Genomic DNA, 25,813 nt, shown 5'->3' with positions numbered 1-25,813 from the left:
GCGCGGCCGCCTCCCAAAGGCACTGGAATGGTCGCGAACGCAACGCGGGGCGCCTGCGCTGACAACCCGTCATTCAGGCGCAGGGGCAGGACGAGTCAGGAATGTGAGCACCGGTGCAGAAAACGCGGCCTCGGGGCAAGGGCGGAGCACGGAGCGAGGAGGAGGTGGCCACGGCGCAGGACCAGCCGATTCCCGGTCAGGTCGCGGGGCGGGAGGCCACGCGGCCCGGCGAGGACCGGTCGGCCTCCGCCCCGGACCAGCCGCCCCCCGCCCAGGACGAGCCGGTCCCCGGCCCGGACGGCGCGCGGGACGGCCAGGACGCACCGGCTTCCGCTTCCGCCACCCCCTCGCTCCGCATCCCCGGCCCGCGGCAGCCCGAGGGCTCCGTGCCCCCGCCGGTGGCGTCCACCGGACGCCGTCAGCGCGTCCGCTCCCGGCTCGTGATCGCCGTCGCCGTGGTCGTGGCGGCCGTCGCGGGCGCCGGAGCCCCGGCGCTCGTCGACGCCACCCACCGCGTGCACGAGGCGCAGCGGCTCGTGGACGGCGCGCGCGTCGCGCAGCAGTCCACCGCCCTCGCCCAGGCGCTCGCCGACGAGCGCGACGAGGTCAGCGCGTACATCGCCGCCGGCCGCCCGCGCGGCGACGGCCTCACCGAGCAGCGCAGCGCCCGCGTCGACCGGGGCGTGCAGGAGCTGGAGGCCGCCGACATCCCGAAGGGGCTGCGCGACCAGCTCGACGCGATCAGCGGCGTACGGCGCCAGGCGCTCACGGGCAAGGGCACGGCCCTGGCCGCGCACACCTCGTACAGCCGGATCATCGACCACCTGCACGCCCGCGTCGCCCTGCTCGCCGACGCGCTCCCGAAGGGCGCCGTCGAGGCCCCGCACGCGCTCGTCGACCTGGACACCGCCGTGACCGAGGCGGGCGCGGTACGGGGGCTGCTCCTCGCGGCGCTCGCCGTGCCCCGGCCCACCGGTACCGAGACCCGCGTCGACCCCGTGACGGGGCTCGCCACCACCGTGCCCGCCTCCGACCCGGCGGGCGAGCGGCAGCGCGACGCGCTCAGCCGCGCGGCTCACGAGGCGCAGATCCGTTCCGAGGCCGCGCTCGCCACCTTCCGCGCCACCGCGCGCGAGGCCGACCTCTCCGCGTACACCGCCACCGTCACCGGCGCCGACGTCAACGAGGCGGAGAAGTACCTCACCCGTCTCACCGACGAACCGAAGCTCGCCGACAGCGACCACGACCTCAAGACGTCCAAGGTCTCCGCCGTGCTCGGCGCCCGCATCGAGCTGATGCGCTCGGCCGACGCGGCGCTCGCCGTGGACCGCTCGCACCGCACCGAGGCGCTGCGCGACGACGAGGTGCAGTCGCTGGAGCTGCGGGTCGTCCTCGTCGGCGTCCTGCTGCTCGCCGCCGCCGGTGTGGGCATGGCCACCGCGCGCTCCCTGACCCGCCCGCTCGCGGTGCTGCGCCTCGGCGCGAAGCGCCTCGCGGACGCGGAGGACCCGGCCGCAGAGGAGCCGGTGCGCTTCACGGGCCGCAACGACGAGTTCGCCCAGGTCGTCCACTCCGTCAACCTCCTCCACGCGCACGCGAGCGCGCTCCACGAGCGGATCGGGACGCTGGAGGGCGACCGCAAGCACCTGATCGGGCAGCGCCGTTCCGTCGCCGCGGAGCGCGACCGGCTCCGCGCCGAGCTGGCCGGGGTCCAGGAGCAACTGGACGTGGCGAAGGGCTCGATCAACGGGACCTTCGTCAACCTCGCGCTGCGCACTCTCGGCCTCGTCGAACGCCAGCTCGGCGTCATCGAGAACCTGGAGGAGCGCGAGCAGGACCCCGACCGCCTCGCGACCCTCTTCAAGCTCGACCACCTCGCGACCGTCATGCGCCGCCACAGCGAGAACCTGCTCGTCCTCGCGGGCGCCGAGCACGGCGTGCAGAACCCGAACCCGGTCCCGCTCGTGGACGTGCTGCGCGCGGCGGTCAGCGAGATCGAGCGCTACGAGCGGGTACGCATCGCCGCGCTGCCCCCGCACGCGCACATCGCGGGCTTCTGCGCCGACGACCTGAGCCACCTCGTCGCCGAACTCCTGGAGAACGCGACGTCGTTCTCGCCGCCCGACGCCCAGATCGAGGTCTCGGCGTGGCTCCTGGAGAACGGCGAGGTCATGCTCTCCGTGCAGGACGAGGGCATCGGCATGTCCGCCGCGCGCCTCGACGAGGTCAACGCGCTCCTCTCCTCCTTCCAGCCGGGCGACACCCTCAAGGACGAGCAGGACGGACTCGGGCTCGGCCTCTACGTCGTCGCGCGCCTCGCCTCGCGGCACGGCATCCGGGTCCGGCTGCGCGAGCAGAAGCAGGGCGGTATCGCGGCCGTCGTGGTCCTGCCCCCGCCGATACTCGCGACCCCGGCCGCCGGGGTCGTCACCCCCCACGCCGGTGGCCACCTCGCGGGCGCGGCACCCGCGGTCGCCCTCCCCGGCTCCGAGGCCGAGGCCAACTCCAACGAACTCCCCGGCAGGGACGTCACCGGACCCACCGCGGGTGGTAGGGGCACGGGTCCCACCGGTACGGGCGGGAAGGCCCCCGTGGGCGGCACGGGGCACGAGGAGCCGCCCGCCGCTACGGGCCAGGACAGCCCCGCCGCTGGTACGGATGGGCAGGCTCCCGAGGCCGAGGGCGGCGCCGTTCCCGCGCCCGGCACGGACCCGCTCATCGCGGCGGCCGAGGCGAGCGTCGCGGCGGCGCGCGGCACGGCGGGCACGCGGCCCGCCGCCGCGAGCGCCCCGGACGGGAGCGCCCCTGCCACGGCGCCCGCCGAGGAGGCCCCCGCCGCGCCGCCCGCCTCGGGTCCCGGAGTCGCCCCCGCTCCCACGGTCGAGCCGTCGAGCGAGACCACGATGCTCCTGCACCTCCCGCCCGCCCCTGACGGCACCCCTGCGGGCGCGACCGACGAGGACGGTACGGGCACGGACCAGGTCCCGGCCGCCGGTGAGGCCGAGACCCCGGCCGCCGGAGAGGGCCGGACCCCGTCCGCGCGGGAGAGCGCCCCCGCCCCGGCACCGGAGCGGCCCCGCCCGGCCACCGAGCAGCCCCCCGTACCCGGGGAGGCAGCCCCCGCCGACGAGGAGCCGCCCGCCCGCGAGGAGCCGCCCGCGGCTCCCGCACCCGCGCCCCCCGCCTCCCCCTACGCCATAGGGCCCGACGCCCACGCGCGTATCCCGGACACCGCCGAGGCGGAGGCCGCGGCGGCGGAGCGGGTGGAGAGCTGGGACCGGGTCACCGACAAGGGCCTGCCCAAGCGCACACCGAAGATCTCGGCGCCCGTCCCCGCGCCCCGCGCCGCCACCCCCGGCATCGACGCCGAAGCCCTGCGCCGCAGGCTCGGCGGCTTCCGCCAGGGGGCGAGCCAGGGCCGCAAGGACGTGGAGGCCGCCCTCGCCGAGGAGGCCGGGAGCCTGACCCCTCCCGGCACCGAGGACGAGGAACCCGCCCGGGGGAGCGCCTCGGCGCGATCCGGGGACACCCGACCGCCCGCCGCCCCGACCACGGCGGACGCGCGTGAGGTTTCAGCCGAGGGGGACTCAGCCGAGGAGGAACGCAGGTGACTGCGCCCGGCCGTACGACAGGTACGGCACGCACCGTCGACTCAACCACGCCGGGCGGCGACCGGACCGGTTACGGCCTCAGCAAAGAGGCCCGTAACCTCCAGTGGCTGCTCACCAACCTCGTCGAGGAGGTACCGGGGCTCCTCTCGGTCGCCGTCGTCTCCTCGGACGGGCTGCTGCTGCTCTCCTCCGACCCCGTCCACCAGCGCGCCGCCTCCGAGGCGGACCGCCCGCAGGGCCCGCGCGGTTCCAGCGCCGACCTCGCCACGATCGTCTCCGGGCTCGGCAGCCTGTGCGTCGGCGCTGCCCGGCTCATGGACGCGGGCGGCGTCAAGCAGACGATGGTCGCGATGGCCGAGGGCGCGCTCTTCGTCATGGCGATCAGCGACGGCTCGCTCCTCGGGGTGCACGCCGCCGCCGACTGCGACATGAGCGTCGTCGCTTACCACATGGCCCTCTTCGTGGGCCGCGCCGGACACGTCCTGACGCCCGAACTCCGCCACGAGCTGCGGCAGTCGATGAAGGGCGAGGCACCCGGGGAGGCGCCAGGCGAGGCGCCCGGCGAGGCGTCCGCCGAGGTGCCGGACGCGAGTGCGGCGAAGGGAGCCGGCGAGTGAGCGAGGCCAAGAGTCCGAAGCTCCCGACCAGGGGAGCCGACCGCAAACCCTCGCGCGTGCGCCCGTACTCGCTCACCGGGGGCCGCACCCGCTTCGGGCACGTGCTGCTCGTGGAGACCTTCGTCGCCGCGCTCGAAGCGCCGCAGGAGCGCCCCGAACTCGTCAACGGCGACCTGCGCACCAAGGTCATGCCGGAGATGCGCGCGATCGTCGAACTGTGCCGCAGAATGCGCACGGTCGCGGAGATCGCGGCGCTCCTGCGTATGCCGCTCGGGGTCGTCCGTGTGCTCCTCAGCGACCTCGCCGACCAGGGAAAGATCCGCGTCTACGGCACCGGGCAGCAGCCCGGCCAGCCCGACCGCGCGCTGCTCGAAAGGGTGCTGAGTGGACTCCGCCGCCTCTGATCTCCTCGGCCGCCCCGCCTACGTGGGCACGCGCGCCCCGGCCCAGGCCCCCGCGCCCGGCGAGGAGGACCTCAAACCCTGGCAGCTCGACACGAGCCGCGCCCCCGCCTCGACGAAGATCGTGGTCGCGGGCGGGTTCGGCGCCGGAAAGACGACGCTCGTCGCCGCCGTCTCGGAGATCGTGCCGCTCCAGACCGAGGCCGTCATGACCCGCGCGAGCGAGGACACCGACGACCTCTCCGCGACCCCGGAGAAGTCGACGACGACGGTCGCGATGGACTTCGGGCGCATCACGCTCGACGACGACCTCGTGCTCTACCTCTTCGGAACGCCGGGGCAGCAGCGCTTCTGGTTCATGTGGGACGACATCGTGCGCGGCGCGGCCGGTGCCGTCGTGCTCGCCGACACCCGCAGGCTCGGGGACTGCTTCCCGGCGCTCGACTACTTCGAGAGCTGCGGGCTGCCGTACGTCGTCGCCGTCAACCACTTCGAGGGCTCGGAGCGGTTCGAAACCGGCGATGTGCGGGAGGCGTTGACGATCCCCGCGCACGTACCTGTGATGATCATGGACGCGCGGCGCAGGATATCGGTCGTCGAGACCCTGCTCGCGCTCGTCGGTCACGCGCTCGACGCCCTGCCCGAGTAGGCGGCGTGACGGTCTCCGTACAGGGGTAGGACGCCCCGTACGGGGACCGGGCCGGCGACGACGTCCCGTACACCCCGGGCGCCCCGCTTCGCGGCCCAAGGACGCCCGCCCAGGCAAGGAGAACCGCAAGGCATGCGGAAGGTACTCATCGTGGGGGCCGGGCAGTCCGGTCTCCAGATCGCGCTCGGCCTCCAGTCCCATGGCTACGAGGTCACCCTCATGTCGAACCGCACGGCCGACGAGATCCGCTCCGGCCGGGTCATGTCGACGCAGTGCATGTTCCACACCGCCCTCCAGCACGAACGCGACCTCGAACTCAACTTCTGGGAGAACCAGGCCCCGCGCATCGCGGGACTCGGGGTCTCGGTCGCGGCGCCCGACTCCAGTCGTGCCGTGGACTGGGTGGGGAAGCTCGACGGCTTCGCGCAGTCCGTCGACCAGCGCGTCAAGATGGCCGGGTGGATGGAGACCTTCGCGCAGCGCGGCGGCCAGGTCGTCATCCACGGCGCGGCCGTCGGGGACCTCGACTACTTCTCGCGCACCTACGACCTCGTGCTCGTCGCCGCGGGCAAGGGCGAGCTGGTCTCGATGTTCGAGCGGGACGCCTCGCGCTCCGTCTTCGACGCCCCGCAGCGCGCCCTCGCCGTCGTCTACGTGCACGGCCTCGGCCCGCGTCCCGAGCACCCGGACTTCGACGCGGTGCGCTGCAACCTCGTGCCCGGCGTCGGCGAATTCTTCGTCATGCCGACCTTCACCCGCACGGGCCGCGCCGACATCCTCTTCTGGGAGGGCGTCCCGGGCGGCCCGCTCGACGCGTTCAAGGGCGTCAAGGATCCCTCAGAGCACCTGGCGCTGACGCTGGAGCTGATGGAGAAGTTCGTGCCGTGGGAGTACGCGCGCGCGACGAGGGTCGAGCTGACGGACGCGAACGGGACCCTCGCGGGCCGGTACGCGCCCACCGTCCGCAAGCCGATAGGGCACCTGCCGGGCGGGGGCGCCGTCCTCGGTGTCGCGGACGTCGTCGTGGCCAACGACCCGATAACGGGGCAGGGTTCGAACTCGGCCTCCAAGTGCGCGGCGAGCTACCTGTCCTCGATCATCGAACACGGCGACAAGCCCTTCGACGAGGCGTGGATGCAGTCCGCCTTCGACCGCTACTGGGAGACCGCCCAGCACGTCGTCAAGTGGACCAACGCGATGCTCGGTGTCCCCCCGGAGCACGTCCTCAACCTGATAGGCGCGGCGGGCCAGTTGCAGCCCGTCGCCGACCGGTTCGCCAACGGCTTCGACGACCCGGCTGACTACGAGAACTTCTTCTTCGACCCCGAGAAGACGAACGCCTACCTGGCGTCGGTGCAGGCCGCGGCCTGACCGCGGCCTGACCGCGGGTCACGAGCGGCCCGGGTCCGCCCTCCGCCTCCGTGAGGGCGGACCCGGCCCGGGGCGCCGGGGCTGTGAAGGGGACGGGCGAGTGCGCGCAGCGGTACGGGCAGGGCCGGGGCGGAGGGTATCCGGGAGGCGGGCCGAGCCGTCGCCCCCGAGCCGGCCCACCGGCGCCGTACGAGGGGCGGCTCCGGCCTCACGCCTCCTTGGGGCGGGGCCGCCAGGGCCACCGCCGCCGCTCGACCCGGCCCTCCGGGTCGTACACGTACCGCCAGCCGCGCGCCATGCCGAGCCTGCTGCCCGGACGCAGCAGCGGCTCGCGGTTGTAGACGAGCAGGGTCTCCCCGGCGGGGCCGGGGACGGGGACCTTGTACTGCTTGGGCGGCTGCCCGGTGGGGCCGGTCAGCACCGGCAGGCTGCGGCCGTCCAGCGGACCGCCCACGAACACGACGTTCTCGGTCTTCACGCGTCCAGTGTCGCCGAGCGGCGGTGCGGACGCGCCGCTCGCGCCCGCACCGCCCCTGGCGCGGCGGTCCTCAGGCCAGCAGCCCCGAGGAGCGCCACAGGCGGCGGCCGACGCCCTCCATGAGACCGATGTCGTCGAGGAAGTCCGTCAGCCGCTTCGCGCCGTTCTGCATCACCTCGCGGCGGTGCGCGCTCGCCTTCACCTGGCGCAGCGCCTCGCGCTTGTCGAGCCCCGCGTTCGTGTAGACGTCCGGGTTGACGAAGGCGACGGAGAAGACCCGCGCCGCCTCGCCGGCCGAGAGCCGCGTCAGATGCCGCTCCCACTTGGGCGCCGTCACCATCTGCCGCCGCAGCTCCTCGCGCGCGTAGCGCACGTGCCGCGCCTCCTCGATGACGTGGATGCGGGTCACACCGCGCACGAGCGGCTGCACGCGCTCGTCGGGGAAGGTGAGCCGCTGCATCCAGTCGAGGATCTCCTCGCCGAGCAGCGTGCAGGCGAAGGAACCGGGCGTCGTCGAGATCGTCTTGAGGACGCGGCCCATGTTGTGGTTGAAGCGCGTGACCGGGTACGGGTCCACGCCGCCCGCCTTGACGAGGCGCGCGAACATCATCGAGTGCCGGCACTCGTCGGCGATCTCGGTGAGCGCGTACCGCGTGTGGGCGCTCGTGATGTCCTTGTCGTAGATGTGCCGCACGAGCAGCTGCATGAGGATGATCTCGAACCACACGCCGAGCGAGGCGAGCGAGGCCGCCTCGTGCATCGAGAGCGTGATGCGCTGCTCCTCGCTCATCCGCTCCCACATCGGCGTCCCGTAGAGCGAGACCAGCTCGGGCGGCCAGAACCACTTGCCCGGCTCGAAGGGCGCGTCCCAGTCCAGTTCCTTGTCCGGGTCGAAGGAGTGCTTCGCCGAGGACTCCAGGAGCCGCTCGGCCACCGCTTCCCTGTTCTTGAGCGTCCCCAGCGCGTCACGGAGGAGCTCGAAGTCCGTCACCGTCGCCATGTCTTGCCACCCTCGTTCTCCGTCGTGCCGGCTCCGGCCGCGTTACCGGCGGTCACACCACTATGAGACTCCGTGTCAGTAAGGGCGTCAATCCCCCTGGCACAACTTTGCGTTGAGGCGCGCGGCGGGGGACGCGTGTCCCGGCGGTCCCGCGCATCGCCTACCGTTTGGCCATGTCCACGCCTCCGCCGCCGCAGCCCCCGTACGGAGATCCCCACGGAACCCCCTACGGCGAGCCGCCCGCGCAGCCCCCGTACCCCTACGAGCAGCAGCAGCCCTATCCGCAGGAGGGCGCGGGCCACGGCTACCCGGCCCACGACCCGTACGGGAACCAGCAGTCCCAGCAGCCCTACGGGGAACAGGCGTACGGGGGACAGCCGTCGTACGGGAGTCAGTACGGCGGCCAGTACGGGGAGCAGGCGCCCGCGCCCTACGGCGAGCAGCAGCCCTACGCGGCTCCCGACGCCTACGAGAACTGGTCCCAGACCCCGCAATCCGGCTACGGCACCCCGGAACCGGCCCCGCAGCCGCAGCCGTACGGCGCCCCTTACGGCCCCCCCGAGTCCCCGCCCCCCGGGCAGGAGGCGGCGGGCTCGCAAGCCCCGGCCCCCGGGACGCCGGACGCGCAGGCCCCGGCCCCGTCCTCCTCGTCGGGCCCGAAGCCCTCGTACGGAGCCGGCTACGACTCCCTGTACGGCCCCGACGCGGCCCCCGGCGCCGCCGCGGCGGCGGCGCCCGCCTTCGGCGATCCCGCCCCGCCGGCCCCGCGCAAGTCGAAGCGCAATCTGTTCCTCGGGGCCGGCGCCGCTGCCGCCGTCCTCGCCGTCGTCGGTGTGCTGCTCGCCACGCGGGGCGGTGGCGGCGGCTCCGACCCCGACGAGGGCTTCCCGCAGGTCCACCAGCGCCTCGCGCCCCCCGCGGCCCTCCTCGACGGTGCCTACACGCGCGACCAGGACCTCTCGCGGAACGAGGGCGCGAAGATCAACACCGAGGCGCGCGGCGCCAGCGACGTGCGCGACGCCTCGGCCGTCGTCGTCACCTACGTCGGCGAACCGGCCGACGGCGGAAGTGGTTCGCTCGTCGTCTCGGGGTTCAACGGCCGCATCCGCAACCCCGACGAGACCCGCGCGGCGATGCTGAAGGGCGCGGCGGGCGCGAAGGGCGCCGAACTGCTCGCGCCCGCGAAGAGCTTCGGCGGCGCGGAGGGCGCCGCGAAGGGGAGCAAGGTCGTGAGCTGCCAGACGATGTCCACGACGCAGGGCTCCGTCACCGTCGTCTTCCCCATGTGCGCCTGGGCGGACGACAACACGGCGGCGACGGTCGCCGAGATCACCCCGAAGAGCGTCGCGGCGAAGGCCGCCGACATCGACCTCGCGGCGGCGGCGAAGCGCGTCGCCCAGTTGCGCACCGAGATGACGAAGCCGTACTGCCCGGACGGCAAGGGCACGTGCTGAGCGGGGTGGACGGCGGGGAGCGGGGCGGGCGGAGGCGGTAGGGGAGCGGGGGCGCGCGAGCCGGGACGCGGCAAAGGGTGAGCGGGCCGGGCGGAGGGGTGACGCCGAGGGGCGAGGTCGCGCCGTGGGCAGGAGGCCCCCCGCCCCTCAGCGCTTCGCCGCCCCCTCGCCGACCACCGCCGCCATCACCGCGCGGGCGATCGGGGCCGCGTTGCCGCCCCCGCTGATCTCGCCCCGGTCCGCCGAAGCGTCCTCGACCACGACCGCCACGGCGACCTGCGGCGAGGGCGCGTCGCGCCCCTGCGCCCACGAGACGAACCACGCGTACGGGGTCCCCTTGTTGCCGACCCCGTGCTGCGCGGTGCCCGTCTTGCCGCCCACCGTCGCCCCCTCGATCGCCGCGCGCCGCCCGGTCCCCTTCTCGACCGCGTCCACCATGAGGTCCCGCAGCCGTGCCGCCGTCGACGCGGTCATGGCCTGCCGCAGCGTGTGCGAGGGCGGCGCGTCCACGAGGCGCCCGCCGTGCGTCGTGGTGCGCTCGACCAGCCGCGGGCGCGGCACCGAGCCGCCGGACGCGACGGCCGAGGCGACCATCGCCATCTGGAGCGGTGTGGCACGCGTGTCGTACTGCCCGATCGAGGAGAGCGCGAGCTGCGCCTTGTCGAGGCGCGTGCCGAAGACGGAGCGCACGACGGGCGAGGGAATGCCGAGCCCGGACTCGTTGAAGCCGAAGCGCCCGGCCGCGCGCGCCATGTCGCCGAGCCCGGTCCGTACCCCGAGCGCCGCGAACACCGTGTTGCACGACCAGCGGAAGGCGTAGCGCAGACTCGCGTCCCCGCACCCCTCCACCTCGTTCGCGAGCCTCGTGTCGCTCCCCGGCAGCCGGTACGGGTCCGGCGCGTCCGTCTCCTCGTCCACGTCGCGCACCGTGCCCGAGTCCAGTGCCGCCGCCGCCGTCACGATCTTGAAGGCCGAGCCCGGCGGGTAGGTCTGGCGCAGCGCGCGGTTGAGGAGCGGCTGCGCCGGATCGGCCGTCAGGCGCGCCCAGGCCGCCGTTGCGGAGCGGCTCGTCCCCGACAGCTCGCCGGGGTCGTACGAGGGCGAGCTGACCAGTGCGAGGACGCGCCCCGTGGACGGGTCGAGCGCGGCGACGGCGCCGGTGCGGCCCGCGAGGCCCTCGTACGCGGCGCGCTGCGCCTTCGGGTCGATCGTCGTGACGACGTTCCCGCCCCCGGGCCGCGCGCGCACGAGGTCGTTCCACAGCGGGAAGGCGCGCAGCCCGGGAGCGGTGCCGGTCAGCAGGCCGTCCTCGGCGCGCTCCAGGAGCGTGCTCCCGTACACCTGCGAGGCGAAGCCCGTGACGGGCGCGTAGAGCGGCCCTTCGGTGTACGTGCGCTCCCAGCGCAGTTGCTCGTGCGTGTCCCGCGAGCCCGTGACGGGGTGGCCTCCGACGAGGATGTCCCCGCGCGGGCGGTCCCAACGGGCGATCGCGGCACGGCGGTTGGCGGGGTTGCTGTCGTAGGCGGAGGCGCGGACGAGCTGGACGCGGACGGCGTTGAGCACGAGGGCGACCAGGAGCAGGAGGCAGAAGAAGGCGGCGCGCCGCTGGTAGCGGCTCACGCCCCCTCCCCGTCCCGCGCGTCCCCGGCCCGCGCCTGCCCGTCCGGTGGCTCCCGCACGTCACCGACGCGCGCCGCCCGGTCGCTCATGAGCAGCAGCAGCGCCACGATGATCCAGTTCGTGACGACCGAGGAGCCGCCCTGGGCGAGGAAGGGCATCGCCATGCCCGTGAGCGGGATCAGCCCCGTCACGCCGCCCGCGATGACGAAGACCTGGAGCGCGACGATCGAGGCGAGCCCGGTCGCGAGCAGCCGCCCGAAGGTGTCGGGGAGTTCGAGACCCGTACGGAAGCCGCGCGCGACGAGCAGCGCGTAGAGGAGGAAGAGAGCCGTGAGGCCCGCGAGGCCCAGCTCCTCGCCCGCCGTCGCGAGGATGAAGTCGGACTTCGTCGCGAAGCCGATGAGGAGGGAGTGCCCCGCGCCGAGTCCCGTGCCCGTGAAGCCCCCGGCGGCGAAGGCGAAGAGGGACTGCGCGAGCTGGCCGGGGCCCTCGCCCGCGTCGATCGAGGCGAAGGGGTGCAGCCAGTCCTCGACGCGCTGGTGCACGTGCGGCTCCAGGGTGCCCACCGCCCACGCCCCGAGCGAGGCGAGGACGAGCCCGGCCGCGATCCACCCCGTGCGCCCCGTCGCGACGTACAGCAGCACGACGAAGAGCCCGAAGAAGAGCAGCGAGGTCCCGAGGTCGCGTTCCAGGACGAGCACACCGACGCTCAGGAGCCACACCATCAGGACGGGGCCGATGACGCGCGCGCTCGGCAGCCGCGTCCACAGCAGCCTGCGGCCGGTGTGGCGCAGCGCCGCGCGGTTCGCGGCGAGGTAGCTCGCGAAGAAGACGGCGAGCAGCACCTTCGCGAACTCGCCCGGCTGGAACGAGAAGTCCCCGAAGCGCAGCCAGATCCGCGCCCCGTTCACGGCGGGGAAGAAGATCGGCACGACCATCAGGACGAGCGCGGCGGCCATCGCGAGGTAGGCGAAGCGCTGGAGGAGGCGGTAGTCGGGCAGCAGCGCCACGACGCAGAGGAACAGCGCGAAACCCGTCATCGACCACACCAGTTGCGCGGGCGCCGCGCGATCGCCCGGGGTCTGGAGGTCGAGGCGGTAGATGAGGACGAGGCCGATGCCGTTGAGCAGCACGCCGATCGGCAGCGGGAGCGGATCGGCGTACGGGGCGCGGAGGCGGACGAGGAGGTGCGCGAGGAGCGCGAGGCCCCCGAGCCCGGCGAGATTGCGCAGCGCGTCCGGCGGGACGCGGTCCTCGCGCGTGAGCCCCACGGCGACGTACCCGAGCAGCACGAGCCCCACGGCGAGCACGAGCAGTCCCAGCTCGACCCCCCGCCGGCGGACGGGCGGCACGGCGCGCGCCGCGAGGCCCGCCGCCGCGTCGGCCGTCCTGGTTCCGGTCATGCCGGGAACGTAGCAAGCGGGGTACGCAATGTCCCGTTATGCGAGGTGGAGTCGGCGGGAGGCGGGTCCGCGGTCGCGCGGGACGGGTTCAGCAGGGGCGCGGCACGCCGTCGGTCTCGATCGACCTGCTCGGCGTCGCCACCCAGGTCCCGTCCGTCAGGAGGTACCAGCGGTCCTCGCCGTGGACGCGCTCGCCGAGCATGGCGCAGTGGATCGCGACGCTGTCGCCGTACGGGCGGCGCCCGACCTCGGTCCCCGCGCGGCGCGGGGCGTCGCGCAGGGTCAGGCCCTCGCGCGCCACGACGCGGCCGTGCGCGCTGGCCGGCGTCTCGCCGAAGACGGCGCGGGGGCCCGCACCGGCGCCGGGAGCCGTCTGGGCGTAGGGGGCCCTGCCGCCGTCGGGGGCCGTGTCGGCGTGAGCCGCGGCGGCGGGGGAGAGGAGGGCGGCGGTGGCGGTGAGGAGGGCGAGTGCGGCGGGTTTCCGGTGCGGCATGGAAGGACTCCCTGGAGTGTGACGAAGCGACCACATATGGTCATGAATCAACGTAAAAGGCGCATGGAGAGATCGCAAAAGACCGCAAGGTGTCACGGCGAGCGCTCACTCCCCGGGCCCGCCCCGGAACCGCACGGCCTCCACCGTCCCCTGCCGTGTGGTCTCCTGCCGCACCTCCACGACCCCGCCGGGCCGCACCGCCGTGTACGGGACCTCCCCGACACCGGCGGCCGTGACCACCGCCTCCGCCGCGCCCTCCTCGTCGGCGGGCAGCGCGGCCGAGGCCCCGGCGCGCAGCGCGGGGGAGAGCGGCCGGGAGGCGACGGGGGTGCCGTCACCCGGCAGGGCGAGCACGAGCAGCCGCGGCGCGCGCCGCGCGCCGACGTACCCGAGGACGAGCGCGTCCTTCGTGTCGCGGTGCCGCACCTTGCGCCACGCCCGCCGCCCGCCCTGGTAACCCTGCCGCGCCCGCTTGGCGACGATGCCCTCGACGCCGGTTCCCGCGAGCGCCTCGTACCACTGGAGCGCCGTGTCGCGCGCGTACGTCGCGGGCACGGCCTGGAGCGGAGGCCCGAGCGGCGTGAGCAGGCTGACGAGCCGGGCGCGGCGTTCCTCGTACGGCCGCCGCCGCAGGTCCTCACCGTCGAGCGCGAGGAGGTCGAAGGCGGCGTACGAGGCGGGCAGCGCCCGCGCGAGCGCCGGGGCCCGCGCTGCGGTCGCCGCGGCCCGCCGCTGCACGGCGGCGAAATCGGTGCGCCCCTGCGTCCACACCACGACCTCCCCGTCGAGCACGGTCCCCTCGGGCAACCGCTCCGCGGCCTCCACGAGATCGGGAAAGGCGCCGGTCACCCGCCGCCCCGACCGTGCCTGCAACACGACGTGCTCCCCCCGCACCACGAGCATCCGGTGCCCGTCGAACTTCGGCTCGTACACCCACCCGGCCCCACAGGGCAGCCGGTCGACGGCCTCGGCGAGGGCGGCACGGAGAGGCAGCTCGAAGCCGGGAGGCAGCCCGCTCACGAGCCCCACCCCGTCCGGCGGCCCGGCCGGGGACACCGCACCGGCCGCCGCCACGCGGGCCCCGTACGCGCGCGGTCCCGCCCGCCGGGCGCGGCGGCGCACCCGGTGTGCGCCGGGCGGGCCGTCGCACCGGTGTCGCCGCCGCCCCACCCGTCCGCGGCGGTTCCTCCGCCGCGGTATGCCTCCGCGGCGGTTCCGCCGTCGTGCTCCCTCGCGCCGGTCCTCCCGCCCCCGCGCGCCCTCACGGCAGTTCCCCCGCTCCCTCGCCCGCCACCAGTGGCGCGAGGAGCTCGCCGTGCTTCTCCAGGCGGGACGGGATGTCCTGGGCCAGGACCACCAGGTCCTCCGGGTCCTCGCAAGCCTCGACCTCCGCCCAGGTCAGCGGGGCCGAGACGGTGGGGTAGTCGCGGGCGCGGACGGTGTACGGGGTCGCCGTCGTCTTCGCTGCCGCGTTCTGGCTGAAGTCGACGAAGACCTTGCCCGCGCGGAGCTTCCTCGTCATGCGGTGCAGCGCGAGGTCCGGGAGTTCCTCCTCCGCCTCCACGGCCAGCTTCTTCGCGTACGCCGTGACCTCGGACGACGGCGCGGGGACGAGCGGCGCGAGCAGATGCAGGCCCTTGGAGCCCGACGTCTTCGCGTAGGCGGTCAGTCCGTCCCGCGCCAGCCGCTTCCGCAGCCACCGTGCGACGATCCCGCACTCGACGATCGTCGCGGGCTCGCCGGGGTCCAGATCGAGCACGAGCCGGTCCGCGAGCCCCTGCGCGTCCAGTCGCCACTGCGGCGTATGGAACTCCGTCACCAGGTTCGCCGCCCACATGAGCGAGGCCAGGTCGTCGATCACCACCTGCTCGCCCGCCCCCTCCGAGCGCTCGACACGGGCGACCCTTACCCATTCGGGCGTACCGGGCGGCGGATTCTTGGAGAAGAAGCGCTGGCCCGAGGGCCCGTCCGGATACCGCAGGAAGGAGACGGGCCGGTTCCGCAGGTGCGGCAGCATGACCTCCGCCACCCCCGCGTAGTAGTGCAGCACCTCCCCCTTCGTGAAGCCGTCGCCCGGGTACAGCACCTTCTCCAGATTGCTCAGCGCGAGCCGTCGCCCCGCCACATGTGTGATCGGCGTCATACGATAAGAATTCCACGCAAAGCGGGCGCCCACCCTTCCCGGCGCGAGTCCACGGCGGGAGCCCTCCGGCGAAAGGCAGCCACGTGCGATCGATCTGGAACGGCGCGGTCTCCTTCGGCCTGGTCAGCATCCCGGTGAAACTCGTCAACGCCACCGAGAACCACACCGTCTCCTTCCGCCAGATCCACACCGAGGACGGCGGCCGGGTCCGCTACCGCAAGGTGTGCGAACTGGAGGACAAGGAGATCCCGGGCGACGAGATCGGCAAGGCGTACGAGGACGCGGACGGCAGCCTCATCCCGATCACCGACGAGGACCTCGCCTCGCTCCCGCTGCCGACCACCAAGACGATCGACATCGTCGCCTTCGTTCCCGCCGACAGCATCGACCCGCTCCAGATGGACGCCGCCTACTACCTCGCCTCGGGCGGCTCGAACGCCGCGAAGCCGTACACGCTGCTGCGCGAGGCGCTCAAGCGCGGCAACCGCGTCGCACTCGCGAAGTTCGCCCTGCGCGGCAAGGAGCGCCTCGGGATGCTCCGGGTCGTCGGCGACGTCCTCGTCCTGCACGGCCTGCACTGGCCCGACGAGATCCGCGCCCCCGAGGGCGTCGCACCCACCGAGGACGTCAAGGTCCGCGACAAGGAACTCGACCTCGCCGAGTCCCTCATGGACACCCTCGGAGAGGTCGACGTGAACGACCTCCACGACGACTACCGGCAGGCCGTCGAGGAGATGATCGCGGCGAAGACCGAGGGCCACGAACTCCCGGCCCCCGAACGCCCGGCGGGCGGCGGCAAGGTCATCGACCTGATGGCGGCCCTGGAGAACAGCGTGAAGGCGGCCCAGAAGTCCCGCGGCGCGGACCCCTCGGAGGAGGAGGTCGCCGAGGTCCACCAACTGGAGGACAGGAAGAAGAAGGCGGCCCCCAAGAAGAAGACGGCCTCCGCGAAGAAGACCACCCCGGCCAAGAAATCAGCCCCGGCGAAGAAGACGGCCGCGAAGAAAACAGCCCCGAAGAAGAAGACACCCCCCTCCCGCAAAAAAGCCTCCTGACCCCACCGGGCCCCTTCCCGGCGTTCGACAGGGGGAGGGCGAAGCCGCTGCGGGGTGGGGCGAGGGGGGCTACGCGGAGGGTGAGGAATCTTGGTGCAGCGCCGAGGGGAAGACGGCCCGCCCCGCGGGCGAAGTGACCACCGAGGTGCCGTCTGCCGGGGCCGGGCACTCCGCCAGCTCCAGCCATGCGGTCCGGACCAGGGCCCAAAGGCCCGGCAGATTCCTTGCGGCGACAGCGCCGCGTGACTTGCTGGCGGCAAGGTTCCTGGGACGCCACATGCCGTCCCGGTGCCGTCGCCGACTGTTGAGCGGGGGCGTAAAGGTCAGCTGGAGCAGGTACTCCAGGGCCAGTCCCGTGACGATCTCGTCGCCATCCGCCGCTGCCTTCTGGTCCCCGGCCGGTGCCCCGTCCAGGAGGACCGGCCAGCGCACGACCACGACTCTCTCCCACAATTCGGGAGGCACGGTATTCGCGAGGTGGTGGCTCTCACCCACCGGCAGGTCGTTGAGGCGCCGCTCCGCATCCCGGGTCTGCCCGACGTAACAGAGCCCCGTCGACGGCAGAAAGACCCCGTACAGAGCGGGGCCGGTCAGAGCCGGCGTCTCGCCGGACGCCTTGGTGAGAACCGCCCCCAACTCCCAGGCGAACCGGTAGCGCCGCTCCTGCCACGCGGCCAGCCGACCGGCATCCGACAGCAACACCCCCAAGGACGCCCGCCACTGCCTGTACGCCTCGTCCTGCTCCCACTCCTCCATCAGGGCAGTGTGCTCCATGCCTGCGGAACAGCCACAACCGGGCAGCCCGCGCGGTGGCCCGTACCTCGCCGGCGAAGCCCAGCAGCCGGCGCCACCTGCCTCAGACCTCGTCACCCGAATCGTCCGGGGGCCGTGCAAGACCTGGTCGGTTGCGTGCCCGCCTGCCGGGAGCCTTCGTGCAGCCGAGGCGGCCCCGCGGTCACCCCCGCTCCCACCTGCTGCTCGCGTCTTCTTCTTCGTCAAGGGGGATTGGCGCTCCTACTGGAACTGCTGACGCTCTCCGCCTGGTGGGGTTTCATTCGCGTCATCGGCTGGGCGGGTCCCTCGCCCGACGGGTGGCTGCGCCGCTTGCCGCGGCCGTGTTCCGAAGAATGTTCGCCTCGCTGAAAGCACGGTCCACGATCCCGCGCGCGGTTCAACTCCCCACGTACGCAGCGGCCTTCGGCGCCACCACCCTGGCGCTCCTCGCCCTCGGACAGGCGGCGCCGTTCCTCTGGTTCAGCGCGGCCGTCGTTCCCCCCTCAGCCTTCACCGCCTACCATCACGCACGTCCCGGAACAGCACGGCCTGACACCCAAGCCCAGGCCGAAGCGCCATTGGAGCCGGGAACCCCGCCCACGCGGGCGGTCTTCGCCAGCCCATTCCGACGGCGGGGCCCAACTGGCTTGAACCTCCCCCACAGCCCACACACTTCACGGTGATCAACGGGTGGCCGCACCCTGCGGCGCCTGCTTCAGTGCCGGACGAGACAGAACGGGTGCCCTGCGGGATCCGCGAAAATCCGCCAACTCCGCTTTCCATCACCCGCGTCGAGCAGTGTGGCGCCCTGTTTGAGGATCTTTTCCTGGGCCTGGCCCAAGTCCTCGACCTCCAGGTCGAGGTGGAACTGCTGGGGCCGAGAGGCATCCGGCCACTGTGGCGGCCGATGAGCCACCACCCTCTGGAAGGCCAGCACGAACCCATCATCGGCATGGAGCGTCGCCCAGCCCTCGCCGAGTGACCACCGCGGATCCGGCTGGTTCACCACACCGCCTAGAAGCGACTGGTAGAACCCGGACAGCTCAACGACATCCGCACAGTCCAACACCACACACTGCAGCTTGGCGAGCATGAACGTCAGCGTCTCACGACGCCAGATCACCATTTCCAGCCGGAGTAGGAGGCGGAACTGCAGCGCAGCAGTCGAGCTTCGGCTCAGCCCGGCGCGGTGCACGTTCGAGGCGTTGTCCCGGGGCCGTCCCGGCGGCGCGCCTCTCCGGGCTGTGGGGTGGATCTACTGCGTCTCCACCGTGAGGCTGTGAGCTGGGCAGTATGCGCGCTTGCCCGCAGTGGCTCACACGCGAACGGTGGGAGGGAACGAGAAAGGGCGGGAGTCAGTGAAACTGACTCCCGCCCTCTCCTCTCGGCATCCGCCCAGCTCAGCGCCGTGTTTCCGCTGATCTCTGGCGAGTGCCCCCGGCAGGATTCGAACCTGCGCACACGGCTCCGGAGGCCGTTGCTCTATCCCCTGAGCTACGGGGGCGTGTCGGCCGCTGTGGGGCGGCGACGGGTAGAACAGTATCAGCTTCGGGTGGGTGGGCGTGACCAGGTATTCCGGGGCTGGGGGAGGGGGTCCGTACGGGCGTCCGGGTGGGTCCCTCCGTGGAGGTGGATGTGGGGAAAGCCGGGACGAGGGGCGAGGAGCGCGCCTAGGCTCGGGGTTGTGCCAGGGGCGACCGGCCGGGTTCTTGTCGTCGATGACAACAAGATGATCCGGCAGCTGATCAGGGTCAATCTCGAACTGGAAGGCTTCGAGGTCGTGACCGCGGCCGATGGTGCCGAGTGCCTGGAGATCGTGCACGAGGTGCGGCCCGACGTCATCACGCTCGACCTTGTCATGCCCCGGCTCGACGGGGTCCGGACCGCCGAGCGGCTGCGGGCCGATCCGCGTACGCGCCACGTCCCGCTCGCCATGGTCAGTGCCTCCAGCGTCGGCGAGGCCGGGCGCTCGCTCACCGAGATCGATCTCTTCGTCGCCAAGCCCTTCGAGCCCGAGTGCCTCGTCGCCGCCGTGCGCGAACTCGCCGAGCGCGGGCGCAGGGTCTCCGTCGAACGAGGAGAGGGCGGCGCGGACGAGGGCGAGTGAGCCGCCCGTCCACATTCCGGGACCTCCTCCTTATCCATTCGCCCCCACCCCTCCCCCCTCCCCTACGCTGGACCCGTGACCCCCGCAGAACTCTCCCGCACCGTCCTCGGTGCGCTGCGGTGTGCCGTCGCCGACGGAGAGGTCGCCTCCGTGCCGCAGGAGGTGCTGGGGCGGGTCACCGTCGCCGTGCCGCGGCCCGGGGGGTACGGGGACTACGCCTGCAACGTCGCGCTCCTCGCGGCCGGGCCCGCGCACACGTCCCCGCTCGTCCTCGCCGGTATCCTCCGCGAGCGGCTGCGGCACGATCCGCGCCTCGCCGACGTCCGCGTCACGGGGCCCGGCTTCCTCAACTTCGCGCTCTCCGACCCCGCCACGTACGAGCGCGACCTCGTCGCCGAGACCCTCGCCCCCCGCCGCGGCGACGCTCTCGCCGGGCACCGCGTCACGCTCCGTCCCCTCGGCGAGCGCGCCCACGTCCTCGCCGAGGCCGTCGTACGCCTCACCCGCGCTCAGGGCGGCCAGGCCGACGTGAGCGAGACGACCGGCGAACCCCTCCGCGCCGCGCCCCCCTACGAGCGGACCGCCCCCCTCGATCCCGAGTCGCGCCGCTGGGCCCTCCTGCACACCGCCCCCGCCGACCGCCCGCGCCTCGACGCCGCCCTGCTCGTCCAGCGCGTCGAGAACCCCCTCTTCCTCGTGCGGTACGCGCACTCCCGCGCCCTCGCCCTCGTGCGCAACGCCGCCGCGCTCGGATACGCCCCCGAGCCCGGGGACAGCGGCCCGCACGCCGCGCCACTGCTCGCGCTGCTCGCCGAGCACCCCGTCGTGCTGCTGCGCGCCGCCGAGCACCGCGCGCCCGACCGGCTCGCGCGCCGTCTCGTGCGGGTCGCCGACGCCCTGCTCGACCTCCACGACCGCACCGGCGGGCTGCTCCCGCTCGGCGGGCTCAAACCCGGGGCCGCCCACCGCGCCCGGCTGGCCCTCGCCGAAGCCGCCGGGACGGTGCTCGCCGGTGGCCTGACCCTGCTCGGCATCAGCGCGCCCCCGTACGTCTGAACGATAGAGAGCACGACAGCCATGAGCCGTTCCGCCCACCCCGCCGGTCCCCGCCACGGAGACGTCCTCCCCGAGGGCCACTACGCGGCCCCGCCGGCCGACCTCAACGCCCTCGACCCGAAGGTCTGGGCCCGCACCGTCCGCCGCGACCCGGCCGAGGAAGGCGCGCTCAGCGTCGGCGGCGTACCCGTGACGCGCCTCGTCGAGGAGTTCGGCACGCCCGCCTACTTCCTCGACGAGGAGGACTTCAGGGCCCGTTGCCGCGACTGGCGTTCCGCCTTCGGCGAGGGCGCCGACGTCTTCTACGCGGGCAAGGCGTTCCTCAGCCGTGCCGTCGTGCGCTGGCTCCACGAGGAGGGGCTCAACCTCGACGTGTGCTCGGGCGGGGAGCTGCTCACGGCGCTCGACGCGGGGATGCCCGCCGAGCGCATCGCCTTCCACGGCAACAACAAGACGGCCGCCGAGATCGAGCGCGCCGTCGCCGCCGGGGTCGGCCGCATCGTCGTCGACTCCTTCCAGGAACTCGTCCGCGTCGCGCACACCGCGCAGGCGCTCGACCGCGTCCAGCGCGTGCAGATCCGTGTCACCGTGGGCGTCGAGGCGCACACCCACGAGTTCATCGCGACCGCGCACGAGGACCAGAAGTTCGGCCTCGCGCTCGCCGGGGGACAGGCCGCCGAGGCCGTGCGCCGCGCGCTCACGCTCGACGGCGTCGAGCTGGTCGGCATCCACTCGCACATCGGCTCGCAGATCTTCGACATGGCGGGCTTCGAGGTCTCCGCGCGCCGCGTCGTCGGACTGCTCGCCGAGATCCGCGACGAGCACGGCGTCGAACTGCCCGAGATCGACCTCGGCGGCGGCCTCGGCATCGCGTACACCTCCGACGACGACCCGCGCGAGCCGCACGAGATCGCCAAGGCGCTCGGCGACATCGTCACGCGCGAGTGCGAGAGCGCCGGGCTCGCCGTGCCCCGCATCTCCGTCGAGCCCGGCCGGGCCATCGTCGGGCCCACCGCCTTCACGCTGTACGAGGTCGGCACGATCAAGCCGCTGGAGGGACTGCGCACGTACGTCTCCGTCGACGGCGGCATGTCGGACAACATCCGCACCGCGCTCTACGACGCCGAGTACTCCGTCGCGCTCGCCTCCCGGGTCTCCGGCGCCGAGCCGATGCTCGTCCGCGTCGTGGGCAAGCACTGTGAGAGTGGCGACATCGTCGTGCGCGACGCCTTCCTCCCCGCCGACCTCGCGCCGGGCGATCTGCTCGCCGTGCCGGCGACGGGCGCGTACTGCCGCTCGATGGCGAGCAACTACAACCACGCGCTGCGCCCGCCCGTCGTGGCCGTACGGGACGGGCGGGCCCGCGTCATCGTGCGCCGCGAGACGGAGGAGGACCTGCTCCGGCTCGACGTCGGCTGAGCCGGGGCGAGGGCGCGGGGCGTCGTGGCGGGGCGGGTCACGGCGCCCCGCGGGCGTACGGAATGCTTGTCTCACGCATCGGACGCGGGGCGGAAACCCCCGGGTCGTGCGTGAGACTGGAACCACCGCGACACAGAGGCTTCCGCGCCACGGAACACGCGGAAGCCCGCGGAACGACACGGAAAGACGAAACGAGGTCGGATGATGCGCACGCGTCCGCTGAAGGTGGCGCTCCTTGGCTGTGGGGTAGTCGGCTCAGAGGTGGCGCGCATCATGACGACGCACGCCGACGACCTCGCCGCCCGCATCGGAGCCCCCGTCGAACTCGCGGGCGTCGCCGTGCGCCGCCCCGACAAGGTGCGCGAGGGCATCGACCCCGCCCTCATCACGACGGACGCGACCGCGCTCGTCAAACGCGGCGACCTCGATGTCGTCATCGAGGTCATCGGCGGGATCGAGCCCGCCCGCACCCTCATCACGACCGCCTTCGCGCACGGCGCCTCGGTCGTCTCGGCGAACAAGGCGCTCCTCGCCAAGGACGGCCCCGCGCTGCACGCCGCCGCCGTCGAGCACGGCCGCGACCTCTACTACGAGGCCGCCGTCGCGGGCGCCATCCCGCTCCTGCGTCCCCTGCGCGAGTCCCTCGCGGGCGACCACGTGCACCGCGTCCTCGGCATCGTCAACGGCACGACCAACTTCATCCTCGACAAGATGGACTCGACCGGGGCGGGCTACCAGGAGGCCCTGGACGAGGCCACCGCGCTCGGCTACGCGGAGGCCGACCCGACGGCCGACGTCGAGGGCTTCGACGCCGCCGCGAAGGCCGCGATCCTCGCGGGCATCGCCTTCCACACCCGCGTCGGCATCGACGACGTGCACCGCGAGGGCATGACCGAGGTGACCGCCGCCGACTTCGCCTCGGCACGCGCCATGGGCTGCACCATCAAGCTCCTCGCGATCTGCGAGCGCGGTGCCGACGGCAGCGGCGTCAGCGCGCGCGTGCACCCCGCGATGCTGCCGCTCAGCCACCCGCTCGCGGGCGTCCGCGAGGCGTACAACGCCGTCTTCGTCGAGTCCGAGGCGGCCGGACGGCTCATGTTCTACGGGCCCGGGGCCGGCGGCGCGCCGACCGCGTCCGCGGTGCTCGGCGACCTCGTCGCGGTGTGCCGCAACCGGCTCGCGGGGGCCACCGGGCCCGGCGAGTCCGCGTACGCGGGACTGACCGTCTCCGGGATGGGTGAGGTCGTCACGCGCTACCACATCAGCCTGGACGTCGCCGACAAGCCCGGTGTCCTCGCCCAGGTGGCGACGGTCTTCGCCGCGCAGGGCGTGTCGATCGACACCGTGCGCCAGCAGGGCCGGGGCGACGGCAGCGGCGAGGCGAGTCTCGTCGTCGTCACCCACCGGGCCCCCGACGCGGCCCTCAGCAGCACCGTCGAGGCGCTGCGCAAGCTCGACACCGTCCGGGGCGTCGCCAGCATCATGCGGGTTGAAGGAGAGTAGGCAGTCATGGTCCACCAGTGGCGCGGCATCATCGAGGAGTACCGGGACCGGCTCCCGGTCAAGGACACGACCGAGGCCGTCACGCTCGGCGAGGGCGGCACACCCCTCGTCCCCGCCCAGGTGCTCTCCGAGCGCACCGGGTGCGAGGTGTTCCTCAAGGTCGAGGGCGCCAACCCGACCGGGTCCTTCAAGGACCGCGGCATGACGATGGCGATCACGCGCGCCAAGGAGGAGGGCGCCAAGGCCGTCATCTGCGCCTCGACGGGCAACACCTCCGCCTCGGCCGCCGCCTACGCGGTGCGCGCCCGCATGGTCAGCGCGGTGCTCGTGCCGCAGGGCAAGATCGCGCTCGGCAAGATGGGCCAGGCCCTCGTGCACGGCGCCAAGATCCTCCAGGTCGAGGGGAACTTCGACGACTGCCTGACTCTCGCCCGCGCGCTCGCCGACAACTACCCGGTCTCGCTGGTGAATTCGGTCAACCCGGTGCGCATCGAGGGCCAGAAGACCGCCGCGTTCGAGATCGTCGACGCGCTCGGCGACGCACCCGACATCCACGTGCTGCCGGTCGGCAACGCGGGCAACATCACGGCCTACTGGAAGGGGTACCGCGAGTACGCGGCCGACGGCGTCGCGCGCCGCACCCCGCGCATGTGGGGCTTCCAGGCGAGCGGTTCGGCGCCGATCGTGCGCGGCGAGGTCGTGAAGGACCCCCGTACGCTCGCCACCGCGATCCGCATCGGCAACCCCGCCTCCTGGGCGCAGGCGCTCGCGGCGCGCGAGGAGTCGGGCGGCCTCATCGACGAGGTGACCGACCGCCAGATCCTCGCCGCGTACCGGCTGTTGGCGGGGCAGGAGGGTGTCTTCGTCGAGCCCGCCTCCGCCGCCTCGGTCGCCGGGCTGCTCAAGGCCGCCGAGCAGGGCCTCGTCGACCCGGGGCAGCGCATCGTCTGCACCGTGACGGGCAACGGCCTCAAGGACCCCGACCGCGCGACCGAGGGCGCCCCGCGCCCCACCGTCATCCCGGTCGACGCCGCCGCTGCGGCGCACCGCCTCGGCCTGACGGGCTGACACGCGCGGACGCCGCCGTCCCTGTGCGGGGACGCTCCCCGAACGAGGGACGGCGGCGCCCCGCCCCGCGCCGGCGGGAACCCGCGCGCGCCCATCATCCGCCCTGCTGAATCCGGACAAGACGTGCGGGACCGTCAGAAGTCGCGGGGGTCGCACTGCCTCCCGGCGACACGCGTCATGCGCCTCCCGTGCGCCCTATGTCGCGGCGGGCGCTTCCTTCGATAGGCTGTGCCTCACCTGCCCCGCCGCTTGTGCCGCGGTGCCGCTGCCGTTGTGGCCGTACGATCCCACGCGCCCGGATGTGATCCGGACGTTCCGGGGGGGATTCGCCGGAAGCGTGGAAATCCCCGCCCCCGCACCCCAATCCCCACCAGCCCGCCCCGCGACAGTCACCGCGAGGGCTGCCGCCTCCAGCGGCCCGCCCCGCGCCGCACGGTGCAGTCCCCGCCCGAGGAACACAAGGAGAGTCCCCACGCGATGGCCGGTCCCGCCTTTCGCGCCGCCGCCGTCCGGGTGCGCACCCCCGCCTCCAGCGCCAACCTGGGTCCCGGCTTCGACGCCTTCGGGCTCGCGCTCGGCCTCTACGACGACGTCGTGGTGCGGGTCGCCGACTCGGGACTGCGCATCGACATAGCCGGTGAGGGCAGCGAGACGCTGCCGCGTGACGAGAAGCACCTCCTTGTCCGGTCCCTGCGCGCCGCCTTCGACCTGCTCGGCGGGCAGCCGCGCGGCCTGGAGATCGTCTGCGCCAACCGCATCCCGCACGGGCGCGGGCTCGGCTCCTCCTCGGCGGCCATCTGCGCCGGGATCGTCGCCGCGCGCGCCGTGACGACCGGCGGCGAGAGCCGGCTCGACACGCAGGCCCTCCTCGAACTCGCCACCGAGATCGAGGGCCACCCCGACAACGTCGCGGCCTGCCTGCTCGGCGGGTTCACGCTCTCGTGGATGGAGGGCGGGCTCGCCCGGGCGGTCCGGATGACGCCCGCCGGCTCCGTCGTCCCCGTCGTCTTCGTCCCCGGGCGCCCGGTGCTCACCGAGACCGCCAGGGGACTCCTCCCGCGCACGGTGCCGCACACCGACGCGGCGGCGAACGCGGGGCGCGCCGCGCTGCTCGTCGAGGCCCTGACCAGGCGCCCCGGGCTGCTCTTCGCGGCGACAGAGGACCGTCTCCACCAGGAGTACCGGGGGCCGGCGATGCCCGAGTCGCTCGCCCTGGTGGAACGGCTGCGGGCGGACGGGGTGCCCGCGGTGATCTCCGGCGCGGGACCCACCGTCCTCGCGCTGGTGGACGAGGAGGCGGCCGACAAGGTCGCCGGGCTCGCGGGCGAGGAGTGGGCAGCGGCCCGCGTCCCCGTCGACACCGCGGGCGCGAGTGTGCTGCCGCTGGCGCCGTGACCCCACGGTCGCCGCACAGGAGAGGGGGAATATGTGTTGGATACGGTATTGTTAGTCTCAACTGCGCACCCGATCGCCCTACGGCGAGGTGCCACGTGTCTTCGCCAGGGATCCGGGGCCACCCGGAGCGCCGATTTTTCTCGGGGCGCCGGTTTTCCCCGAAACACACGGGCGGGACATCTCATCTTCCGGGAGC

The 25,813-nt window shown here is 73.6% G+C and carries 22 protein-coding genes and 1 tRNA gene; 13 read left to right on the top strand and 10 right to left on the bottom strand.

Annotation, left to right across the window (positions count from 1 at the left end):
• The first annotated feature begins 164 nt into the window (after positions 1 to 164).
• The 5 genes from IF99_RS0104495 (at position 165) to IF99_RS0104475 (ending at position 6,649) form a co-directional block, all read left to right on the top strand.
• Entirely contained in the window at positions 165 to 3,611 is a 3,447-nt protein-coding gene (locus IF99_RS0104495; RefSeq protein ID WP_030995007.1) for a nitrate- and nitrite sensing domain-containing protein, read from the top strand.
• Complete coding sequence (locus tag IF99_RS0104490) at positions 3,608 to 4,228, top strand: roadblock/LC7 domain-containing protein (RefSeq protein ID WP_030995006.1); 621 nt, start codon at positions 3,608 to 3,610, stop codon at positions 4,226 to 4,228. Before IF99_RS0104495 ends, IF99_RS0104490 begins: the two co-directional genes overlap by 4 nt.
• Positions 4,225 to 4,632 (top strand): DUF742 domain-containing protein, encoded by a 408-nt coding sequence (locus IF99_RS0104485; RefSeq protein ID WP_030995005.1) that lies wholly within the window; start codon positions 4,225 to 4,227, stop codon positions 4,630 to 4,632. Before IF99_RS0104490 ends, IF99_RS0104485 begins: the two co-directional genes overlap by 4 nt.
• Positions 4,613 to 5,278, top strand: a complete 666-nt coding sequence (locus IF99_RS0104480) for an ATP/GTP-binding protein (RefSeq protein WP_030995004.1) — start codon at positions 4,613 to 4,615, stop codon at positions 5,276 to 5,278. The genes IF99_RS0104485 and IF99_RS0104480 overlap by 20 nt, the downstream gene beginning before the upstream one ends.
• Before the next feature lie 132 nt (positions 5,279 to 5,410).
• The gene (locus IF99_RS0104475) at positions 5,411 to 6,649 is read left to right on the top strand and encodes a styrene monooxygenase/indole monooxygenase family protein (protein ID WP_030995003.1); all 1,239 of its coding nucleotides are present in this window, start codon (positions 5,411 to 5,413) and stop codon (positions 6,647 to 6,649) included.
• A gap of 208 nt (positions 6,650 to 6,857) precedes the next feature.
• On the opposite strand, the gene IF99_RS0104470 is transcribed toward IF99_RS0104475, so the two are convergent.
• Positions 6,858 to 7,127: a hypothetical protein gene (locus IF99_RS0104470; protein ID WP_030995002.1), complete on the bottom strand. Its 270-nt coding sequence runs from the start codon at positions 7,125 to 7,127 to the stop codon at positions 6,858 to 6,860.
• Between the two features lie 70 nt (positions 7,128 to 7,197).
• Positions 7,198 to 8,127 carry an AurF N-oxygenase family protein gene (locus IF99_RS0104465; protein WP_030995001.1) on the bottom strand — a complete coding sequence of 310 codons (930 nt, stop codon included), beginning with the start codon at positions 8,125 to 8,127 and terminating at the stop codon, positions 7,198 to 7,200.
• A gap of 173 nt (positions 8,128 to 8,300) precedes the next feature.
• On the opposite strand from IF99_RS0104465, the gene IF99_RS0104460 reads away from it, so the two are divergent.
• The gene (locus IF99_RS0104460; RefSeq protein ID WP_037826451.1) at positions 8,301 to 9,581 is read left to right on the top strand and encodes a hypothetical protein; all 1,281 of its coding nucleotides are present in this window, start codon (positions 8,301 to 8,303) and stop codon (positions 9,579 to 9,581) included.
• Between the two features lie 147 nt (positions 9,582 to 9,728).
• Here IF99_RS0104460 and IF99_RS0104455 read toward each other — a convergent pair whose 3' ends face one another.
• From IF99_RS0104455 to ligD, 5 genes are all read right to left on the bottom strand, one after another.
• Positions 9,729 to 11,201 carry a penicillin-binding transpeptidase domain-containing protein gene (locus IF99_RS0104455; protein ID WP_030994999.1) on the bottom strand — a complete coding sequence of 491 codons (1,473 nt, stop codon included), beginning with the start codon at positions 11,199 to 11,201 and terminating at the stop codon, positions 9,729 to 9,731.
• On the bottom strand, positions 11,198 to 12,604 hold the full coding sequence (locus tag IF99_RS0104450; protein WP_030994998.1) for an FtsW/RodA/SpoVE family cell cycle protein: 1,407 nt from the start codon (positions 12,602 to 12,604) through the stop codon (positions 11,198 to 11,200). The genes IF99_RS0104455 and IF99_RS0104450 overlap by 4 nt, the downstream gene beginning before the upstream one ends.
• 88 nt (positions 12,605 to 12,692) lie before the next feature.
• Positions 12,693 to 13,097 (bottom strand): hypothetical protein, encoded by a 405-nt coding sequence (locus IF99_RS0104445; protein ID WP_030994997.1) that lies wholly within the window; start codon positions 13,095 to 13,097, stop codon positions 12,693 to 12,695.
• Positions 13,098 to 13,202: 105 nt separating this feature from the next.
• Positions 13,203 to 14,117, bottom strand: a complete 915-nt coding sequence (locus tag IF99_RS0104440; RefSeq protein ID WP_051703370.1) for a DNA ligase — start codon at positions 14,115 to 14,117, stop codon at positions 13,203 to 13,205.
• A 241-nt stretch (positions 14,118 to 14,358) separates the two neighbouring features.
• The gene (gene ligD / locus IF99_RS0104435) at positions 14,359 to 15,240 is read right to left on the bottom strand and encodes a non-homologous end-joining DNA ligase (RefSeq protein ID WP_030994995.1); all 882 of its coding nucleotides are present in this window, start codon (positions 15,238 to 15,240) and stop codon (positions 14,359 to 14,361) included.
• An 83-nt stretch (positions 15,241 to 15,323) separates the two neighbouring features.
• On the opposite strand from ligD, the gene IF99_RS0104430 reads away from it, so the two are divergent.
• Positions 15,324 to 16,295 carry a Ku protein gene (locus tag IF99_RS0104430; protein WP_030994994.1) on the top strand — a complete coding sequence of 324 codons (972 nt, stop codon included), beginning with the start codon at positions 15,324 to 15,326 and terminating at the stop codon, positions 16,293 to 16,295.
• Positions 16,296 to 16,364: 69 nt separating this feature from the next.
• Here the strand turns inward: IF99_RS0104430 and IF99_RS0104425 are convergent, their stop codons facing one another.
• The 3 genes from IF99_RS0104425 to IF99_RS0104415 form a co-directional block, all read right to left on the bottom strand.
• Complete coding sequence (locus IF99_RS0104425) at positions 16,365 to 17,051, bottom strand: hypothetical protein (protein WP_234340586.1); 687 nt, start codon at positions 17,049 to 17,051, stop codon at positions 16,365 to 16,367.
• 733 nt (positions 17,052 to 17,784) lie between these two features.
• A complete protein-coding gene (locus IF99_RS0104420; RefSeq protein WP_030994992.1) occupies positions 17,785 to 18,162 on the bottom strand; it encodes a VOC family protein in 378 nt (125 codons plus the stop codon).
• A 339-nt stretch (positions 18,163 to 18,501) separates the two neighbouring features.
• Positions 18,502 to 18,573, bottom strand: a tRNA-Arg gene (locus IF99_RS0104415).
• Between the two features lie 180 nt (positions 18,574 to 18,753).
• Between IF99_RS0104415 and IF99_RS0104410 the strand changes: the two genes are divergently transcribed.
• The 6 genes from IF99_RS0104410 to thrB all read left to right on the top strand — a co-directional run bounded on the left by IF99_RS0104410 (position 18,754) and on the right by thrB (position 25,617).
• The gene (locus IF99_RS0104410) at positions 18,754 to 19,176 is read left to right on the top strand and encodes a response regulator (RefSeq protein WP_078654987.1); all 423 of its coding nucleotides are present in this window, start codon (positions 18,754 to 18,756) and stop codon (positions 19,174 to 19,176) included.
• A gap of 75 nt (positions 19,177 to 19,251) precedes the next feature.
• Positions 19,252 to 20,232 (top strand): ArgS-related anticodon-binding protein NrtL, encoded by a 981-nt coding sequence (nrtL, locus tag IF99_RS0104405; RefSeq protein ID WP_030994990.1) that lies wholly within the window; start codon positions 19,252 to 19,254, stop codon positions 20,230 to 20,232.
• A 21-nt stretch (positions 20,233 to 20,253) separates the two neighbouring features.
• Complete coding sequence (gene lysA / locus IF99_RS0104400; protein WP_030994989.1) at positions 20,254 to 21,651, top strand: diaminopimelate decarboxylase; 1,398 nt, start codon at positions 20,254 to 20,256, stop codon at positions 21,649 to 21,651.
• Between the two features lie 201 nt (positions 21,652 to 21,852).
• The gene (locus tag IF99_RS33320) at positions 21,853 to 23,154 is read left to right on the top strand and encodes a homoserine dehydrogenase (protein ID WP_030994988.1); all 1,302 of its coding nucleotides are present in this window, start codon (positions 21,853 to 21,855) and stop codon (positions 23,152 to 23,154) included.
• Positions 23,155 to 23,160: 6 nt separating this feature from the next.
• Positions 23,161 to 24,222, top strand: a complete 1,062-nt coding sequence (gene thrC, locus IF99_RS33315; protein ID WP_030994987.1) for a threonine synthase — start codon at positions 23,161 to 23,163, stop codon at positions 24,220 to 24,222.
• Between the two features lie 477 nt (positions 24,223 to 24,699).
• Positions 24,700 to 25,617 carry a homoserine kinase gene (gene thrB, locus IF99_RS0104385; RefSeq protein ID WP_030994986.1) on the top strand — a complete coding sequence of 306 codons (918 nt, stop codon included), beginning with the start codon at positions 24,700 to 24,702 and terminating at the stop codon, positions 25,615 to 25,617.
• The last annotated feature ends 196 nt before the right edge of the window (positions 25,618 to 25,813 follow it).

The sequence above is a fragment of the Streptomyces sp. NRRL F-5630 genome, from assembly GCF_000719475.1.
Classification (GTDB): Bacteria; Actinomycetota; Actinomycetes; order Streptomycetales; family Streptomycetaceae; genus Streptomyces.
Note: the sequence above shows the minus strand (reverse complement) of the source record. Positions and strands in the feature narration are given on the sequence as shown.

Bases quoted from the DNA above. Each gene is read 5' to 3' on its own strand.
- IF99_RS0104475 (WP_030995003.1), top strand. From the start codon at position 5,411: ATGCGGAAGGTACTCATCGTGGGGGCCGGGCAGTCCGGTCTCCAGATC.
- IF99_RS0104465 (WP_030995001.1), bottom strand. From the start codon at position 8,127: ATGGCGACGGTGACGGACTTCGAGCTCCTCCGTGACGCGCTGGGGACG.
- IF99_RS0104460 (WP_037826451.1), top strand. From the start codon at position 8,301: ATGTCCACGCCTCCGCCGCCGCAGCCCCCGTACGGAGATCCCCACGGA.
- IF99_RS0104450 (WP_030994998.1), bottom strand. From the start codon at position 12,604: ATGACCGGAACCAGGACGGCCGACGCGGCGGCGGGCCTCGCGGCGCGC.
- IF99_RS0104445 (WP_030994997.1), bottom strand. From the start codon at position 13,097: ATGCCGCACCGGAAACCCGCCGCACTCGCCCTCCTCACCGCCACCGCC.
- ligD (WP_030994995.1), bottom strand. From the start codon at position 15,240: ATGACGCCGATCACACATGTGGCGGGGCGACGGCTCGCGCTGAGCAAT.
- IF99_RS0104425 (WP_234340586.1), bottom strand. From the start codon at position 17,051: ATGGAGGAGTGGGAGCAGGACGAGGCGTACAGGCAGTGGCGGGCGTCC.
- IF99_RS0104420 (WP_030994992.1), bottom strand. From the start codon at position 18,162: ATGCTCGCCAAGCTGCAGTGTGTGGTGTTGGACTGTGCGGATGTCGTT.
- lysA (WP_030994989.1), top strand. From the start codon at position 20,254: ATGAGCCGTTCCGCCCACCCCGCCGGTCCCCGCCACGGAGACGTCCTC.
- IF99_RS33320 (WP_030994988.1), top strand. From the start codon at position 21,853: ATGATGCGCACGCGTCCGCTGAAGGTGGCGCTCCTTGGCTGTGGGGTA.
- thrC (WP_030994987.1), top strand. From the start codon at position 23,161: ATGGTCCACCAGTGGCGCGGCATCATCGAGGAGTACCGGGACCGGCTC.
- thrB (WP_030994986.1), top strand. From the start codon at position 24,700: ATGGCCGGTCCCGCCTTTCGCGCCGCCGCCGTCCGGGTGCGCACCCCC.